The 17,260-nt window shown below is 59.9% G+C and carries 18 protein-coding genes and 1 pseudogene; 13 read left to right on the top strand and 6 right to left on the bottom strand.

The features are described 5' to 3' along the window. Nucleotides 1-20: 20 nt before the first annotated feature. From iscU to ACIX8_RS02435, 3 genes are all read left to right on the top strand, one after another. Nucleotides 21-440 (top strand): Fe-S cluster assembly scaffold IscU, encoded by a 420-nt coding sequence (iscU, locus tag ACIX8_RS02445; protein WP_014263732.1) that lies wholly within the window; start codon nt 21-23, stop codon nt 438-440. A 131-nt stretch (nt 441-571) separates the two neighbouring features. Beyond that, nucleotides 572-1,069, top strand: coding sequence for a HesB/IscA family protein (locus ACIX8_RS02440; protein ID WP_014263731.1), 498 nt, complete (start codon nt 572-574; stop codon nt 1,067-1,069). A gap of 401 nt (nt 1,070-1,470) precedes the next feature. Next, nucleotides 1,471-2,622, top strand: a complete 1,152-nt coding sequence (locus tag ACIX8_RS02435; protein WP_014263729.1) for an IS481 family transposase — start codon at nt 1,471-1,473, stop codon at nt 2,620-2,622. Nucleotides 2,623-2,755: 133 nt separating this feature from the next. Here ACIX8_RS02435 and ACIX8_RS24310 read toward each other — a convergent pair whose 3' ends face one another. Then, nucleotides 2,756-3,472, bottom strand: coding sequence for a DUF6624 domain-containing protein (locus ACIX8_RS24310; RefSeq protein ID WP_014263728.1), 717 nt, complete (start codon nt 3,470-3,472; stop codon nt 2,756-2,758). Between the two features lie 85 nt (nt 3,473-3,557). Here ACIX8_RS24310 and hscB point away from each other — a divergent pair, with 85 nt between their 5' ends. The 3 genes from hscB to bla all read left to right on the top strand — a co-directional run bounded on the left by hscB (nt 3,558) and on the right by bla (nt 5,593). Continuing rightward, nucleotides 3,558-4,187 (top strand): Fe-S protein assembly co-chaperone HscB, encoded by a 630-nt coding sequence (gene hscB / locus ACIX8_RS02425; protein ID WP_014263727.1) that lies wholly within the window; start codon nt 3,558-3,560, stop codon nt 4,185-4,187. Nucleotides 4,188-4,204: 17 nt separating this feature from the next. Continuing rightward, on the top strand, nt 4,205-4,615 hold the full coding sequence (locus ACIX8_RS02420; protein ID WP_014263726.1) for a tautomerase family protein: 411 nt from the start codon (nt 4,205-4,207) through the stop codon (nt 4,613-4,615). A gap of 84 nt (nt 4,616-4,699) precedes the next feature. Beyond that, on the top strand, nt 4,700-5,593 hold the full coding sequence (bla, locus tag ACIX8_RS02415; RefSeq protein WP_014263725.1) for a subclass B3 metallo-beta-lactamase: 894 nt from the start codon (nt 4,700-4,702) through the stop codon (nt 5,591-5,593). A 237-nt stretch (nt 5,594-5,830) separates the two neighbouring features. On the opposite strand, the pseudogene ACIX8_RS02410 reads toward bla, so the two are convergent. Both ACIX8_RS02410 and ACIX8_RS02405 read right to left on the bottom strand, forming a co-directional pair. After that, nucleotides 5,831-6,298, bottom strand: a pseudogene (locus tag ACIX8_RS02410) (DinB family protein). Further along, nucleotides 6,295-6,744 carry a VOC family protein gene (locus ACIX8_RS02405; protein WP_014263724.1) on the bottom strand — a complete coding sequence of 150 codons (450 nt, stop codon included), beginning with the start codon at nt 6,742-6,744 and terminating at the stop codon, nt 6,295-6,297. Before ACIX8_RS02405 ends, ACIX8_RS02410 begins: the two are co-directional and overlap by 4 nt. 79 nt (nt 6,745-6,823) lie before the next feature. On the opposite strand from ACIX8_RS02405, the gene ACIX8_RS02400 reads away from it, so the two are divergent. The 3 genes from ACIX8_RS02400 (at nt 6,824) to ACIX8_RS02390 (ending at nt 10,357) form a co-directional block, all read left to right on the top strand. Beyond that, nucleotides 6,824-7,783 carry a quinone oxidoreductase family protein gene (locus tag ACIX8_RS02400; RefSeq protein ID WP_014263723.1) on the top strand — a complete coding sequence of 320 codons (960 nt, stop codon included), beginning with the start codon at nt 6,824-6,826 and terminating at the stop codon, nt 7,781-7,783. A gap of 104 nt (nt 7,784-7,887) precedes the next feature. Then, nucleotides 7,888-9,906, top strand: coding sequence for a Fe-S protein assembly chaperone HscA (hscA, locus tag ACIX8_RS02395; RefSeq protein WP_014263722.1), 2,019 nt, complete (start codon nt 7,888-7,890; stop codon nt 9,904-9,906). A 13-nt stretch (nt 9,907-9,919) separates the two neighbouring features. Further along, on the top strand, nt 9,920-10,357 hold the full coding sequence (locus tag ACIX8_RS02390; protein WP_014263721.1) for a 2Fe-2S iron-sulfur cluster-binding protein: 438 nt from the start codon (nt 9,920-9,922) through the stop codon (nt 10,355-10,357). 104 nt (nt 10,358-10,461) lie between these two features. Here the strand turns inward: ACIX8_RS02390 and ACIX8_RS02385 are convergent, their stop codons facing one another. The 3 genes from ACIX8_RS02385 to ACIX8_RS02375 all read right to left on the bottom strand — a co-directional run bounded on the left by ACIX8_RS02385 (nt 10,462) and on the right by ACIX8_RS02375 (nt 13,349). Next, nucleotides 10,462-11,352: a PDZ domain-containing protein gene (locus tag ACIX8_RS02385; protein ID WP_190273739.1), complete on the bottom strand. Its 891-nt coding sequence runs from the start codon at nt 11,350-11,352 to the stop codon at nt 10,462-10,464. 104 nt (nt 11,353-11,456) lie between these two features. Beyond that, nucleotides 11,457-12,428 carry a HEAT repeat domain-containing protein gene (locus ACIX8_RS02380; protein WP_014263719.1) on the bottom strand — a complete coding sequence of 324 codons (972 nt, stop codon included), beginning with the start codon at nt 12,426-12,428 and terminating at the stop codon, nt 11,457-11,459. A gap of 150 nt (nt 12,429-12,578) precedes the next feature. Next, nucleotides 12,579-13,349, bottom strand: coding sequence for an RNA polymerase sigma factor (locus tag ACIX8_RS02375; RefSeq protein WP_014263718.1), 771 nt, complete (start codon nt 13,347-13,349; stop codon nt 12,579-12,581). A gap of 144 nt (nt 13,350-13,493) precedes the next feature. Here ACIX8_RS02375 and ACIX8_RS02370 point away from each other — a divergent pair, with 144 nt between their 5' ends. The 4 genes from ACIX8_RS02370 to ACIX8_RS02355 all read left to right on the top strand — a co-directional run bounded on the left by ACIX8_RS02370 (nt 13,494) and on the right by ACIX8_RS02355 (nt 17,231). Further along, nucleotides 13,494-13,913: a fosfomycin resistance glutathione transferase gene (locus ACIX8_RS02370; protein WP_014263717.1), complete on the top strand. Its 420-nt coding sequence runs from the start codon at nt 13,494-13,496 to the stop codon at nt 13,911-13,913. A 52-nt stretch (nt 13,914-13,965) separates the two neighbouring features. Continuing rightward, nucleotides 13,966-14,679 carry a ribonuclease HI family protein gene (locus ACIX8_RS02365; protein ID WP_150110464.1) on the top strand — a complete coding sequence of 238 codons (714 nt, stop codon included), beginning with the start codon at nt 13,966-13,968 and terminating at the stop codon, nt 14,677-14,679. Between the two features lie 77 nt (nt 14,680-14,756). Further along, nucleotides 14,757-15,551 carry a hypothetical protein gene (locus ACIX8_RS02360; protein WP_150110463.1) on the top strand — a complete coding sequence of 265 codons (795 nt, stop codon included), beginning with the start codon at nt 14,757-14,759 and terminating at the stop codon, nt 15,549-15,551. A gap of 153 nt (nt 15,552-15,704) precedes the next feature. Next, the gene (locus ACIX8_RS02355) at nt 15,705-17,231 is read left to right on the top strand and encodes a TolC family protein (protein ID WP_396248591.1); all 1,527 of its coding nucleotides are present in this window, start codon (nt 15,705-15,707) and stop codon (nt 17,229-17,231) included. Nucleotides 17,232-17,260 lie beyond the last annotated feature (29 nt).

Here is a 17,260-nt window from a genome sequence, read left to right as displayed (position 1 = left end):
AGGAAACGAGGTAGATTCCCATGGCATATAGCGATAAGGTTGTTGATCACTACGAAAATCCCCGCAACGTCGGCACGCTCGACAAGAGCTCGACCGAAGTCGGCACCGGCCTGGTCGGCGCCCCTGAGTGCGGCGACGTCATGCGCCTCCAGATCAAGGTGAATCCCGAGACCCAGGTCATCGAGGATGCCAAGTTCAAGACCTTCGGCTGCGGCTCGGCGATTGCTTCCAGCTCGCTCGCTACCGAGTGGGTCAAAGGCAAGACCGTTGCCGAGGCTCTGACGATCTCGAACACCGACATCGTCAAGGAACTCGCGCTTCCTCCGGTCAAGATTCACTGCTCGGTTCTGGCGGAAGACGCCATCCGCGCCGCGATCGGCGACTGGAAGAAAAAGAACGGCGTTGCCGAAGAAGCTGGCGTCGCAGTCGCGGCTCACTAAGCGCAAACCAATACCCGTGGGCCGGCGGACAGTATCACCGCCGGCCTTCGCACGTTCCGTATTTGCTTTTCTTTTGTCATTCCCGCAGGGAACCTGCTTCCCTGCCACTATCGTTCTCATCCAATAAACGTATGTCTACTGTCTCCATCAGTTCGACGACCAGCCAGGCAATGAGCGCTCCCGCGCCTGCGGCTCCCAAAGATCCTCTCGCAGGCATGACGCTGCTCACCGCCGAAGGCCAGACCTCGCGTGCGAAGGCCGCCATTGAGATTACGAAGAACGCGCTCAAGCGCATCCGTGTCGCCATGGCCAAGGAAGGCATCTCGCCCGACCAGGGCGGTCTGCGCCTGGGCGTTCAGGGCGGCGGCTGCTCGGGTCTGAGCTACAACATCCGCTTCGACACCCAGCCCCGCGAGCGCGACCGCACCTTCGTCTTCGGCGCAGGCATCGAAACCCCCAACGACCCCAGCGGGGCAAAGCCTGTTCGCCTCTTCGTCGATCCGAAGAGCTATCTGTATCTCGCGGGCATGGTGCTGGACTTCGAAGAGACGCTGATGCGCCAGGGCTTCAACTTCATCAACCCCAACTCCACCAAGAGCTGCGGGTGTGGGTCTAGTTTCTCGGCATAGAGGAATTCATGACTGCATTTCAGCGGCTGGCCGTAAAACGCGTTGTCTATACTTCAATTGCTTACGCCGTAGGCATCGCTCTCTATCGCGCAGTTGTCCATCATATTGGACCCCACTGGAGTGACCTAGGCGACTATGCATCACGGTGTTTAGGCGCATCCCTCGCAAGTGTCGCCATCCTTTGGTTTAGCAGGCCCCGTCCCGACCGCACGACCACAACGCAGCCATCCTAAGCTCTGCCTGCCAGGGCCTGCCATCCAATGGCCCTTGGAATGAAGTCGAACTGTGCAAATCGCTTGCTGAGGCACGACTCGGAAGGGCAGGGTTTCAACTGTACGGACTCATGACATCCTTTACACATTGTCTCCAGACATCCTTTACAGATTTGTGGGGGTGTCTGGATGTCGTGGAGGCATGTGGAAGTCTCGTCGCAGCGTGTTTCGTTTGTGCAGGAAGCAGTCTCTGGTCTGCGTTCTCTAGCGGTGTTGTGCGAGGAGTACGGGATTAGCCGGCCCACCGGCTACTTATGGGTGAAGCGGTATCGCGAGAGTGGTTTGAGTGGGATTGCGGAGCGCAGCCGCAAGCCCTTGCACAGCCCGGGGCGGAGTTCTGCGGAGTTAGAAGGGCGGATCGAGGATCTGCGCCGGCTGTATCCGGAGTGGGGCGCGCGCAAGCTGCAGTGGCTCTTGGAGAAGGATGGTGTGAACGTTCCAGTCGCAACGGTTCATCGGATACTGAAGCGGCGCGGTTTGGTGCATCCGCTGGATCGTCATCGGAAGGCGACCGGGAGCTTCTGTCGGGAACGGCCGAACCAGCTCTGGCAGATGGATTTCAAGAGTCCGAAGGGCTGGGGCACCCATATCGGCCCGTTATCTGTGCTGGACGACCATAGTCGTTACGCAGTGGCACTGGAACATCTGGGTTCCAGCGGTGCAGACGGCGTGCAGCAACGTCTGGACCAGGCGTTCAGGGATTGTGGTTTACCGGATGCGATGCTGATGGATCACGGCACTCCGTGGTGGAACATGCAGTCCGCAGGGGGCTGGACACAACTGTCGGTATGGCTGATGAGGCTAAGTATCCGCCTCTACTTCTCCGGCTACTCCCACCCGCAGACGCAAGGTAAGGTAGAGCGCTTCCATCGCTCGCTGGAGATGGCGAGACGACGTCGTGTACAGCCAGAGAAGGGCCAGGAGCAGGCATGGCTGGACAGCTTCCGCTATGAGTACAACCACATTCGTCCGCACCAGGCACTGGAGATGGCCACTCCGGCAAGCCGCTGGAAGGCTAGCCTGCGACCCTTCACAAAACCCCTGGACCCCGTCTATCCCGCCGATGCAGAAGTCTACCCACTGAACTCCAATGGATCGTTGCGGCTCGATAAGGCCACCTGGCAGGTGGCCGGTGCGCTCGCCGGACAACTCGTCCGAATTCAGCGCATCGACCACCGCGCCCTCGTCTTCTACGGAGCTACCCTGATCCGGGAACTCGATCTCGCCGGGCATGGCTCCACGATCGTGGAGCCATGCCCGGCAAACTTCCTCAACTTGTAAAGGATGTCTGGAGACAATCTGTAAAGGATGTCTGGAGACTAGACAGTTTCAACCCTGCCCTTCCGATCCTTGCCTCAGCAAGCGATTTGCACGGCTCAATCTTTATCTCACCAGCAGTTTTTAATGACACGCTCTAGTTCGCCGGTGCCGCAGCACTCACAATCTTGTCCGTTGCCTTCAGGTGATACATATCCGATAGCATCTGCTTGTAAACCGCCATCGGCGGAAGAAATACCTTGGCCCGCCGCGCGTCGAGCGTCCCCGGATCTTCGACGCCGTACATGGCCATCGCTCCATCCACAAACTTGAACTGCGACCCATAGCGCTGCAGCTTGCCCTCCGACACCAGCTCCTTGTCGATCACCAGTGCCAGCGTGGAGCCATCGATCTTGCCCGCATCCGCAAGCTGCTCCAACTGCGGCAGCAACGAAAGCTGCCACGCGTGGTCGGCCGAGTGCGTCAGGATATACATCGCTCCATTCGACGCCTTGATGCCCACCAGCGCAATCGTCGGCCAGCCCTGCTTAGCGACGATCTCCTTCAACTCCGTCGTCAGCCCGGCGTCGATCTCCGCGAGATTGGTAGCGATCTCGAGCTTCTCTTTGTTCTTCGGCTGACCGTCCTTCACGCCGCGCGCCTCCTGGTCGCGATCGAGCATGGCCAGCAGCCGGTCCCTCAACTCAGTGTCTGTTCCGGGGCCGTTGCGATTGATTAACTCTTCGTGCCTCCGCGCAAGGTCAGCCATCCACGCGGGTTCGGCATCGGACTTCGCTGCTGCCGGCTTCCGAAGAGCCAGCGCGGAAGGAACAAACAACGAGAGAGAAAGCAGCAACACAATCGATCGGGTCATAAATAGCAGTCTACGATTCTCAGCTTCGCGCTGGCTTGCAAAAACATCTAATCTAAAGAAACAATACGAGATTTGAAAGACCCCGATGAGCCACGAAGCCTCCAATAGCTACTTCACCCAGTTCGAACTCCCGCAGCATCTCCACATCGATCTCCCCACGCTGGAAAAAGCCTTCTACGCACAGTCGCGTAAGCTGCATCCTGATCGCTTCGCCGCCAAACCGCAGGCCGAGCAAGACGCCGCACTCGCCTCGTCCTCGCGCCTGAACGATGCCTACCGCACCCTGCGCGATCCCATCGCCCGGACAGAGTATCTGCTCGCGCTCGAAGGCATCCAGTTGGAAGAGCAGTCGCGCGCCGCCACCGATGCCGCCAAAGCTGCGGGAACGGAGAAGAAGCAGGTCGCTCCGCCCGATCTGCTCGAAGAGGCCTTCGAGTTGAACATGCAGCTCGAAGAGATGCGCATGGCCAAGAAGATGGGCGAAGACGATCCCCAGACTCGCCGCGATCTTGAACAGGCACAGCAGCACTTCACCGCCATGTTGAGCGAGTCGCAACAGCAGCTCGAAGCCCTGTGGTCGAAGTGGGACGCAGCCGTGGATGCGGACGACACCACCGCAAAGGATTCGGCCAAGCAAGCGCTGGTCGCACTGCTCAATCGCCGCAGCTACATCCGCAACCTTGTGCGGGATGTCAACGAAACGCTGGAATCATAAGGACCACAGGAAAAACCATGCCACTCGTACGAATCTCCGTCTCCAATACCGTCTCCACCGATCGGCGTAAACAGATCGCCGATGCGATCTACGACGCCATGCGCGCAACGCTCAACATTCCGGAAGGGGATCGCTTCATGGTCCTGACCGCACACAGCCAGGATGAGTTAATCGGTGATCCGCACTTCATGAAGATGCAGCGCACCAGCGATTTCCTCATCGTGCACGTGACGCTTCGCCAGGGCCGCTCGACCGAGATCAAGCAGGCGTTCTACAGCAAGACAGCGCAGCTTCTTCAGGAACGGGCGAACGTCGCCCCGGACGATGTCATGATCGTGCTGAGCGAGAATAGCCTCGACGACTGGTCGTTCGGTCGTGGCGAAGCCCAATTCGTCCTGAGCGCACAGGCATCTGCTTCAACCAAATAGTTTGAAGAGCTCCGACCGTTACCAGCGAAGTTCCCTCACGTTCTTCGCTGGTTTTTGAACCGTTCGCTCTGCTATCAAGCAGGGATGAGCCCTTGCCGCAAACTATTGTGCCTTGTCGTCATCCTGTTCTCCTTCGGCGGGCTGCACGCGCAGATGAACCCCGACTGGACCACGCCTGTCTCCCCCTTCCGCATCGCGGACAACCTGTATTACGTTGGTAGCCGCGATCTCGCCTCCTACCTGGTAACCACACCTGCCGGGAACATCCTGATTAACGCCAACCTCCCAAGCTCCCCTCCGCAGATTCGCGCCAGCGTAGAGCAACTCGGCTTTCGCTGGAAGGACACAAAGATCCTCCTCAACGGCCAGGCCCACTTCGACCACATGGGCGGATCGGCGCAGATTCTTCGCGAAACTCATGCGAAGAACATGGTGATGGAAGGCGACGCCGACGTCGTCCGTAGCGGAGGCCGCACAGACTTCGCCGCCGGTACGCCTGGAATCCTTCAGTACGCACCAGCCCGCGTCGATCGTGTTCTCCATGACGGCGACACCCTCAGCCTTGGCGGTGTGATTCTTACCGCGCACAAGACCGGCGGCCACACCCGCGGCTGCACCACATGGGCCTTCCGCGTGCACATTCCCTCCGACCCACCCGGCAAACTTCGCGATGTCGTCATCATCGGCGGCTTCACCGTGCTCTCGCAGTACCGGCTCACAGCAATAGCCCCTCAACCCGGCTACTACCCCGGCATTGCACAGGACTATGCCCATACGTTCGCCACCTTGCGCGCCCTGCCCTGTGACCTCTTCCTCGCTGATCACGGCAGCCACTTTGGTCTCCTAGAAAAACTAGCCCGCCTGCCCAAAGAAGGCGCTACGGTATGGCTTGATCCCGAGGGATACAAGCGTGCTGTAGCAGAACACCAGAAGGATTTTGAGGATGAACTGGAGAAGCAGCGGCGCGGGGGACTTTAGCCCGTTAACCGTTGCTTTCCTTTGCCTTTCTGTTTGTCATTCCGAGCGCAGCGAGGAACCTGCTGTCTCCCGTTTTTCGCCGGGACCACCATAAATGTTGTGCGGCAGTTCAACCATGCCCAGTTCTAATTCACATATTTTATGGGCAATACGAACGAAGAGCGGGAGACAGCAGGTTCCTCGCTACGCTCGGAATGACAAACAGAAAAACAACAGCAAAAGCCAGAAACGTCTGTATTACTTTTCCAATCTCTCCAAATGATGCAAATCGTGCCCGGCCATAATCTGCAAGATGTTCCAAAGCGTCTCCTCGCCGCGCTCAGGATGCGTCACAGGACGCTGCTTATCGGCCTCGTTCAACGCCCCGACGAACGCCACATTCCAGGCCCGCAACGCCTCAAAGCAGGCCCTTGCCTGCGCCAGCGAGTACGCTGCGTAAACGCGCGACCAGGCCTCCTGATCGAAGGGCTGAATCGCCGGATGCTCTTCGGCCTGGGCCTGACGCAGCCGCCAACCCTAGGCGATCTCGCAGTCCGCCAGATGCGCGACAACCTCGCGCACGCTCCACTTGCCCGGCGCGGGCTGTGCCTCGATCTCCTCAGGCGTCAAAGCCTCCAGCACGCGCACCAACCGTAGTGGCGTCTCGGCAATGACCTGCTGCGGATCGCGTGCTCCAAGTGCTTCTGCGTACGGAAGGCCGCTCATGCCTGCACCGAGCTATGATCGGTCCAAGGGTTGTAGCTACCCACCCACCAAATATGGTCTTCGAGGTCACGGCAAGCGAAGGCTCTGCCACCGTATTCGGGTGAGGACAACTCCTGCACAATCTCCGCACCGGCCTTCTTGACCGAAGCATAGACCGCATCGCAATCCTCAACGATCAGGCAGAGCCCCGCCGTCTCGCGGCCACCGATCTCGTCCGGTTGCACCATCACGCGACTGAACTCGCCGTGATTCTGAATGGAACCCAACATCAACATGCCGAGTCCGTGCGTAAGCTGCGCATGCATCACCGTGCCGTCCGGGCCTTCATAGACAGCCTGCTTGTGAAAGCCGAAGACCCGCACCAGCCAGTCGATAGCCGCATGCGCATCGCGATACCGCAAGCTCGGAATAATCGTCGATCCCGTAAGATTCTGCTGTAGTGACATGACCGTTGCCTCTGACCTGCATCATCGCGCCCTCGCGGCGCATCTGTACAGTGGAAAGCAATTGCCAGGAGAGAATTTAATGAACGCTGCCGTCGTCCACGCCTTCAATGCTCCTCCCCGTTACACGACCTTCGCCGACCCAGTTGAGGCTGAAGGCGAAAAACTTGTCACAGTAACCGCAGCCGCGCTGCACCCCATCGTGAAGTCGCTGGCCAACGGTACGCACTATGGCAGCACCGGCGAACTGCCGTTTATTCCCGGCGTCGATGGCGTCGGGCGACTGGAAGATGGAACACGCGTCTTCTTCGGCGTGGCGCGAAGCCCTTTCGGCACCTTCGCCGAACGCACTCTGGCCCCAAGCTGGATGTGCCTGCCATTGCCCGAGGGATTAGACGATGCGACCACTGCCGGAATCGCTAACCCCGCCATGTCCTCCTGGGCCGCACTCACGGTGCGAGCCAAGTTCGTGGCCGGTGAAAGCGTTCTGATTCTTGGCGCGACAGGCGTCTCCGGGCAGCTTTCCATACAGATCGCCAAGCGTCTCGGTGCGAGGCGCGTCGTCGCTGCGGGCCGTAACCCGGAAGCTTTAGCGAAGCTCAAAGAGTTTGGCGCAGATGCAGTCATCTCTCTCGAGCAAGCGCCCGAGGCCCTGGTAGCCGCGTTCCGCGCTGAGTTCGATCAAGGCATCGATGTCGTGCTCGATTATCTCTGGGGCGCTCCCGCCGAGGCCGCGCTTCAGGCCATCGCGAAGAAAGGGCTGAAAACCACCTCCACGCGTGTGCGTTTCGTCCAGATCGGATCGAGCGCCGGAGCCAATATCTCCCTGCCTGCGGCCACACTGCGCAGTTCCGGACTGGAGCTTCTCGGCAGCGGCTTCGGCAGTGCGTCGCTCAGCCAGATCAGCCAGGCCATTGCGGAGTTCTTTCAAGCCGCTGCACAAAAACCCTTCGCATTCAGTATCAAAACCGTGCCTCTGAGCGAAGTCGAAGCTCTCTGGAACGAAAAAGAACAAGCCACTCGCCTGGTATTTGTACCGTAATTTTGCAGGTCTCCAGTACGATATAGGACAAACTCCGTCCGCGATGTAAGACAATAGTCATTGGCGCTTCTGTCTCGCGACAGCGCCCATGAAAGAGGATTTTCGTGTCAGAACAGCAACAAGCTCAGCAGCGCGTCGTCGGTATAGATCTCGGCACCACCAACTCGCTCATCGCCTTCATGCAGGGTGACACTCCGGCCGTCATTCCCGGAGAAGACGGCTCGCCGATCGTTCCCTCGGTCGTCGCGTTCGATCAGGATACGGCCCAGGGATTTTCAGTCGGCAACGCCGCGCGTAATGTCCTTCTGACCAACTCGGCAAACGCTATCTACTCCGTCAAACGGCTGATGGGCCGTGACCTCGCCGACGTCGAACCCGAGTTGAAGCTCTTCCCCTTCCAGCTTGCCGAAGGGCTCAAGGCAGGCGAGGTCCTGAAGCTCAACATCGGTGGCCTCACCCTCACCCCGCCCGAGGTCTCCGCCTACATCCTGTTGCAACTCAAGAAGAATGCGGAACGCTTCTTCGGCGCTGAAGTGACCAAAGCCGTCATCACCGTGCCCGCATACTTCAACGACGCTCAGCGCCAGGCCACCAAGGATGCCGGCCGCATCGCCGGACTCGAAGTCCTGCGTCTGGTCAACGAGCCGACAGCCGCCGCACTGGCCTACGGTCTCGACAAGAAACGCGATGGCGTCATCGCCGTCTACGACTTCGGCGGCGGCACCTTCGACATCTCCATCCTCAAGCTGCACGAGGGCATCTTCGAGGTCATCGCGACCGGCGGCGATACGCACCTCGGCGGCGACGACATCGACAACCTGCTCACCGCCGTCGCACTCGACGACATCAAGGGCGACCTTGGGCTCGACATCAGCACGAATCCCGAAGCGATCCAGGCGCTGCGCAAGGCCGTCATCGAGGCGAAGATCGAGTTGTCATCCGCAGATTCCACGCGCCTTATTCTCGAGCTCCCGGGCGGCCAGCAGTACCTCCGCGAGATCACCCGTACCCAGTTCGAGCAGCTTATCGCGAGCGTCATCGAGCGCACTGCCGGCCCCTGCAAGCAGGCGCTGAAGGACGCAGGTCTCACCTCCGACCAGATCGACGAAGTCGTCATGGTTGGCGGTTCCACGCGCATTCCCGCCGTGCGCACGCTGGTCACCGGGCTGTTCGATCTGGAAGCCCGCGGCAAGAAACTGCATACCGAACTCAACCCTGACGAAGTGGTCGCACTCGGCGCAGCCGTGCAGGCGCAGATTCTCTCCGGCTCGGAAAACGCCGCGACCAACGACCTGCTGTTGCTGGATGTAACACCGCTCTCCCTGGGCATCGAAGCCCTCGGCGGTGTCGTCGCCAAGATCATTCAGCGCAACTCGACGATCCCCGCCAGTGCCACCGAGCACTTCACCACCGGTGTCGACGGCCAGACCAACGTCGCGATTCACGTGCTTCAGGGCGAGCGCGAACTCGCGAAGGACTGCCGCTCGCTGGCCCGCTTCGACCTCAAGAACATCCCCCCGATGGTCGCCGGCCTGCCACGCATCGAGGTCAAATTCCTCATCGACGCCAACGGCATCCTCCACGTCAGCGCGCGCGAACAGCGCAGCGGACAAGAGGCAAAGGTCGAAGTAAAGCCCACCTATGGACTCACCGACGAGCAGGTAGAGACCATGATTCTCGACTCCTTCGATAACGCCGAAGAGGACATCACCGCGCGCCAGGTGATCGAAGCCAAGAACGAGGCGGAGACGATCCTCGCCGCCGTCGAAAAGGGTGAGAAATCAGCCGCGTGGCAGCAACTCACTTCGCTTGAACACGAAGAGATCAAGGCCGCCGCTCTCGAACTCAAGGCCTCCATCTCCGGCGGTGACTATAAGGTCATCCGCAACGCGATCGAGCATCTCGATAAGAAGACGCGCCGTTTCGCCGAGATCATGATGGACACGGCCGTCACCGGCGCGCTCGGCGGCAAGACCATGCAGGCCGCGGGCGAAGGCCTCGGCACCGCACCCAACGCACCGCATGCCTTCGCCAAGGCTGAAGTGGAAGATTCGAAGCCCAGAAACGAGATTGAAACGGCCGAGAACGATCCCGAGACGCCGGGCGAATCGACAGAAGACTAAAATAGAGGAAGACATGTCCGAGCACGCACAAAACCCGCTTCCTGAAGTAGACCTCTCCAAGCCACCCGCGGAGAATCTCGTCCGCGTGACCTTCCAACCAGAAAATAAGACCGTCGAGTTCCCCTTCGGCTCGCTGCCCTACGACGGCCACGGCCAGCCGATGAGCTTTCTCGACGTAGCCGAAAACTACGGCATCTTCCTCGATCACGCCTGCGGCGGAGTCTCCGCCTGCACGACCTGCCACATCTTCCTGAAGGAAGGCGAAAAGGGCGTCTCCGAGGCTGAAGATCTCGAACTCGACCGCCTGGACCTGGCTCCCGGCCTACAGCTGAACTCACGGCTCGGCTGCCAGTGCGTCATCGAAAAACCCGGTGCCTACGTTGCCGAAATCCCTGCATGGAACAAGAACTATGTGCAGGAAGGCAAGCCCGCTGCAGTCGTAAAGTCGTAACTTACGTACGAAGCTAAGGTGCGTTCTATGCCAGCCCAGGGCCATGTCCGGGGTTGGCATAGAACGCACCTTTGGCGTTTGAGTTCGAGTCTATCGCTACAGGCTTATTGCAGATACGAAACAACCACAACCGGCTCATCGAAGAGCTGCGGCATCACCACCGCCGACCGCTTCTTGCTGTCAGGAATTAAGATCAGCGTCTGCTCTCGTTTATCACGCAACACAGTCAACGCAATCGGGCGACCTTTGCTCAGATGCAGGTGCTTGGCCCATGCGGCTGTGGAGATCATGGCAACGCTGTCCGCGCGCAAAACGACATCTCCCGCACGCAGCCCTGCGACCGCAGCCGGGCTGTTGGGCTCGACCGTGTGAACCAGAAGGCCTACGCCATGCGCAGCCCCAAAGAATCCGGCAAGCTGCGGCTCCATCGCCTCCAGCGCAACCCCTGTGTACGGCCCAATGTGCAGCATGCTGCCGATAAAGCCCTGGGTATGGGCTGACCGGGGAGCGGAATCGGCCGTATTGCCATCCACGCTGCCATCGACCGTATCGTCTGTCGGCGGATCGGACGCTATCATGTGCTCCTGCCAGGCGCGGCGGGCGACCTCATCGCGATCGGCCAGTTGCACGATCAGCGAGACGGGATGTCCGTCGCGCACGACCGATAGCCCTATCGCTGTCCCCGCGCCGGCATCGCGAATGATGCGCCGCAAGACCTCTGCTCCCTCGATAGGCTGACCGTTGATCTGCACGACGATGTCATGCGGCTGCAACCCCGCCTTGCCCGCAGGCCCATCGTGATCGACCAGAATGATCTCGGCACCGCGTCCCTTTTGCAGATGCAGCGCTGCAACCTGATCGTCGGTGATGTCATGAAACCCGACTCCAAGATATCCGGCGACATGTTCATGCCCCCCGACAGTACCGCGCAGTTGCTGCGAGGTGAGCGCCAGCAAACGGGGCGCGACTGTGAAGGTCAGCGTGAGAGCAAGCAAGCAGAAGAGCGCTCCGCCCCTCCGCGAAAACACAAAGGGATGTCCCTCTCGATTCTGTGGAGAGAGGCTCAGTCGCACAAGCTCGAGTTGTAGCGATTCTGGCATTACTGGATATCTGCCGCACCTTGTAGAGCCTGGAACGACGCGGTGCGAATGGCCGGATTGGCATCCTGCGACGAAACCGTGCGCAGCACCTGCCGCACGCTGGAGTCTCCCTGCACCGGCTCCAGCATCGAGACGGCCTGTGTGCGGACATCAGCGCTCTTGTCATGCATCAGCGCTCCCAGTACGGCATCGCGAACGTGTTCGTCCTGGGCCACATAGGGCTGCAATCCAGCCAATGCCTTGAGCCGGACTTCCGGGCTCTTGTCGTTACGCAGCGAAGCCAGCAACGCCGTGCGAATGCCGGTGGCTCCCTCACTTGTACCGTCCGCGTCGCAGCGATGGCCGGCCGCGCACTCGCTGGCCAGCAGCGCCACCGAATTGGCATGAACATCGTTGCTGGTCGCGAGCTTGGTGCCAAGCATTAGCAACTGGCGAATCTGCGGGTCATCGAGCGATCCCTGCACGGTCTCCGGCACCAGCCGGTTGTAGTTCACCTGCACCAGGTCGGAGTTGGGCGTCTGCACGATGCCCGAAACGCTCGCGATCGCGCCGTTGGTCGAGTTCGAAAGAATGACCGGCGTCGGCAGCTTGGGCGCATGGGCGACCTGGTAGCGCGCGATAAAGTTGCCGCCCAGAAAGCCCGCTCCGAGCAGAAGCGTGGTGAGCGCGGGAGCTCCCTGCACGTAGCCCAGCCAGCGGAAGGCACTGCCGAAGAAGCTTTGCGAGAGCGAGCGGGCCGGCATGGCATCGAGCGCCTCGTCCAGCCGCATGCGCGAGGCCGCCAGAAGGTTCGGCGAGGGCTCCTGCATCGGCGTCAGCGCGAGCTCCTCGTTCAGAGCCAGCAGGGCCTTCCACTCGCGGCGGCAGTCTTCGCATCCTGCGATGTGCTGTTCCAGCGGAAACTGCAATTCGTCCGGAAGCTCGCCATACTGCGCGAGGATGATGTTCTGTTGTGCGTTTTCACACGTCATGTTTGCGTACCTCTAACCAGCCTCTGAGTGGTATTACCTTTGCTGCATGCGGCTCTACGGCCACTGATTTATTGCCAATTCACGATCTGACGACGAGCCCGTACTTCCAATCCTTGCTCTACTTCTTCTTCCAATCCCTGCTTTTACTTCTTATCGAACGTCCGCGAGCCGTGCTCGCAACTTTCTTGTTGCCCGGAAGAGCGTGTTCTTCGCCGTCTCTTCCGTCGTGGAGAGCATCTCGCCGATGGTGCGCAGCTTGAGCCCCTGGTAGTGCTTCAACTCGAAGACTGTGCGCTCACGTGGCGTCAACTCCGCCAGTGCGCTCTGGATGGCCTCGTTCATGCCCTTACGCTCCAGCTCGCGAGCCGGGTTGGCCATCGCACGGCCATCCTGCAGATTGGCCAGCAGATCGATCTCGTCGCCCGAGCTATCCAGAACGGTCGACGGGTCTTCGCGGCGGCTCTTGCGGCGGCGAAGCTGGTCCAGACACAGGTTCGTGACGATGCGGTACAGCCACGTATAGAACGAGCACTCGAAGCGGAAGTTCGACAGGTGGCGGTATGCCTTGATGAACGCGTCCTGGTGAACATCCTGTGCATCTTGTTCATTACCAAGCACATGCAGCGCGAGACGAAGCACGCTGCGGTCATAACGGCGGACGAGCGTATCGAAGGCCGCGCGATCGCCCTTCTGGGCCGCGCGGATCAATTCGTCGTCTTCAGCGCGCTGCTGCTGCCGTGCCTCAAGTTGCTCGGTGGACAGTTTGGCACGCGTACCGGGTTGTGCGGCGGCTTTCGGCATACCTGCCGCTGATTTTACCTCTGCAGCGCTACCTGGTGCCTGCTGCAGGCCGAGGGCGAAGGGACTGGGACGACGGCGGCTGGTCTCGCCGGGAAGGACGATCGCCTCTACTACGCTCATGCTTGTCTGACTCCGGAGTCAGGTGACTACACCTCGATAGACGAAGCCGGTTAGCGGAAGGTAAGCGAAACGCCCCTGAAAATTCGTGATCTGTCCTTTGGATGTATCTCGAAGCGCTTACGCTGGTTTTGGAGGACAAGTTTCTTGATAAGCGGGATCAATCACATCACCTTCGCGGTTAGCGATCTCGACAGATCGTTTCACTTTTACAGCCAACTGCTGGGCCTACGACCGATCGCCAAGTGGTACAAAGGGGCCTATCTGGAAGCGGGAACCGATTGGGTGTGCCTGACACTTGACCCTGAGGCCCGTACCGCAAGTCTTCCTGAATACACGCACACCGCCTTCACAGTCTCCACCCCGGAATTCTCAAGGCTCGTTGAGCAGCTACAAAAGGCGCAAGTGATCTGCTGGCAAGACAATCGAAGCCCCGGCGCATCGTTCTACTTCCTTGACCCGGATGGCCACAAACTGGAGATTCACGTCTCGAATCTTGAGGACCGTCTTCGCTCATTGAAGGCAAATCCGCCTAAAGATCTGACCCTTTTCGTGGATGTGGGTTGAATTGCCTTACGTTACGATCGATCGCTTTTTCGAACCATTTACACTTGTCTCAATGTCTTCGCTTTTCCCCGAACCGTCCGAACCGCGCGTTGTTGAACCGCGGAAGAACACCGCCTCCTGGATCTCTGCACACTGCGACGGAGGTGCCCGCGGCAATCCCGGCCCCTCCGGCTATGGAGCCCTCATCCAGGATGAGGCGGGTCTGGTTCTGGCCGAACTCAGCGAGTTCCTCGGCATCCGCACCAACAACTACGCCGAATACTCCGGTCTGCTTGGCTGCCTCCAATGGGCGCTGGACAATGGCTACAAGAATCTCCGCGTCGTCTCCGACTCCGAGTTGATGGTCAAGCAGATCCAGGGCAAGTACAAGGTGAACTCGCCTGACCTGCGCCCCCTCTGGGAAGAGGCCCGCCGCCGTATCGCGCAGCTCGACGGCTTCCAGATCAGCCACGCCCTGCGCCACAAGAACAAGGACGCCGACCGCCTGGCCAACGAAGCGATGGACCGGGGCATGAAGCGCCCGCGCGCCGCCGGTGAGACGGCCCCAACTCCGCGTGCAACACCCTACCCTTCAAAATCGACCGCACCGTCCCAGCCCCCCAGTCTTGGAGGAGTACATGAGTCCCCCGGTCTGGCTTCACCAGCCAGCGCTCCGCAAAAACCTCCGGCAGGAATGCTTCGCGGCTTTACCCGCGACGGGGTGGTGCATCTGCTCGGAAGCGCGAGCCTGCCCGACGGCATCTTCGTAAAGATTGTTCCGGAATAACGCCTTTTAACCACAAGGGCCCCTCCAGCATCTAATCTGAAACGATGCTGGTACGCTGCTCCACCGGAAATTTGTCGTTGGTCGCTTTTACGCTGGTGGCCGCGTTGTATTCCCCGCAGAACCTCCACGCGCAGACTTCACAGCTTCAGGCTCAGCAGGCGGTTGAAGCCGCCGTGCAGTCCGAACTGTCCGCCGCCCAAACCGATAAGAGCCTCTGGATCTATCGAGGCCACGATGTGACCCCCGGCAAAGACGTCACCTATCAGGCTGTCCAGACACCCGACGGCGAGTTGAAGCGCATCGTGGAACGGTGGGGCCGGCCCCTGGATGGTGCAGCCAGCGATGAGGAGATGAGCCGTATCTCTGAGTACGCCAACGATCGCTCCGCCCAGGCCAAACAGCGCAAAGAAGATGCGCACGACGACGAACAGGCCTCTTCCATGCTGAAGATGCTCCCCAAAGCCTACCTCTGGACGATCGTCAGCGAGACCCCGGAGACCATCACCCTGGCCTACCAGCCGAATCCCGCCTTCGATCCCCCGAACATGGAATCGCATGTCATGGGAACGATGGCCGGACAGATGGTCATCGTGAAGAACGGTAATCGCATCCGCACCCTGCGCGGCAAGCTGGTCGGAGACATCAAAATCGCCTTCGGCCTCATCGGAAAGCTAAACCAGGGCGGCACCTTCGATATCGAACGCCGCGAGATCGCACCCGGTCTGTGGCAGATTACCGAAACACACGTCCACATCGGGGGACACGCACTCTTCAAGACCATCGGAACCCAGGAGGACGAGGTAAAAACCGGCTGGAAGCCCTCACCGGCACATAGCCTGCCTGAGGCAGCAGGCCTGCTCAAAAATCCGTAGATATCCCAAATATCCAGCGTTGCCAGTTTTCCGTTGCCAGTTCTCGGTTCAACGAAACCGCGATAGTCTGCAACGGAGAACTGGTAACGGACAACTGAGAACTTTTCTCCCGATATTTCGCATCTCCTTCCTCTGCGTGGCACTCTAATGACAGTGACTTTGCAACGACATCGATTCTCTTCAGCTGTAGCGCTGGCCGCTGTATTGGCCACGGGCCACGCCCTACCGGCGCAGCAGACTCCGGTCTCGGCGACGGCCAGCCTGCCTTCGGCCCCCAGCGCTGTGCTGGCACTGGAAGACACGACGCAAGGGCGACCCGCTGGGTCGGGAATGATCTTTACTGCTCCCAGCAAGACCATGGGACCGGGCGGCATCATTGTTGAGCTTCCCAAAGACGGTCCTCTGCCGCTTTCGCTGGATGATGCGATCTCGTTCGGCCTGGAGCGCAACCTGCGCATCAAGTACGACCGCGCGAACCAACGCACCGTACGCGGCGACCAATACACTGTCATCAATGCGCTTCTGCCCTCGTTGAGCGTCACAGCCCAAAGCAGCGCGCAACAGATCAATCTCGCGGCCCTGGGTTTTAAGTCTTCGCTCATTGCCCAGTTTGGCTTTGATCCCAGTCAGTTCCCCACTATCGTCAAAGTCAACACCACGCAGGCGCAGATCAACGCCGACCAGACGGTGTTCGATCTATCGGCTTACGAGCTCTATCGCGGCGCAAAGCGCGAAGCAGCCGTCGTCGACCTGAACACACTGAATGGTCGCGGAAACCTCGTACTGGCCGTTAGCACCGCTTATCTAAAGGTCCTCGCCGACCAGGCCACGCTGACCAATGCGCAGGCTGAAGAAGAGTCGGCCAAAACGCTCTTCGAACAGGCCACCGATCGCCTCAAGGCCGGCGTCGGCATCCGTCTCGATGCTCTCCGCGCCCAGGTGGAATATCAGCAGCGCGATCAATCCAGCATCTCGGCGGCAACCCAGTTAGCCGAAGACACCATCCAGCTCAACCGCATCATGGGCCTGCCCGCCGGACAGCAGCTTCAACTCACCGATACGGCGCCGTTCCAACAGCTTGCGGATATGGACCTCGACCAGGCCAAAGCAACGGCCTACCAGCATCGCAAAGACTTCCTGAGCCTGCAGGCGGAGGCCGACGTCTACGGGCGCGAGTTGCGCGCCGTGAAGTATCAACGCCTGCCGACCCTGGCCTTCAACGGCTTCTACGGCGTTCTGGGTGAAACCGGAGGCCTGTACCACGGCGTCTTCACGGCCCAGGGCAGCCTGAAGTTCCCCATCTTCCGGGAAGCCGCACAGCGTGGAGAAGAGCAGCAGGTAAGCGCCCAGATTACGAATCTGCGGCAGCGCGAAGCTGACCTGCGCGTCGCCATCGACTCCCAGATTCGTTCGGCGATGCTCGACGTGAACGCTGCGAATGAGCTGGTAAAGGTAGCGCAGAGCAACGTCGAACTCGCCAAACAGGAGCTCTCCGATGTGCGCGACCGCTTTACCGCGGGCGTCGACACGAACCTTGAAGTGGTGGACGCACAAGCGACGGTGACAGGCGCGAATGCACAGCTTGTGAGCGCGCTCTACCAGTACAACGTGGCCAAGCTGCAGCTCGCGCGTAACACCGGCGTCGTCGAGACGCGTTACCGTACCTATCTGGGCAAGTAACTCACGTCTGGGCAAATAACCCAAGCCTA

This window comes from Granulicella mallensis MP5ACTX8, assembly GCF_000178955.2.
In the GTDB taxonomy this organism is placed as follows: domain Bacteria; phylum Acidobacteriota; class Terriglobia; order Terriglobales; family Acidobacteriaceae; genus Granulicella; species Granulicella mallensis.
This window is presented reverse-complemented; position numbering and strand designations above follow the sequence as displayed.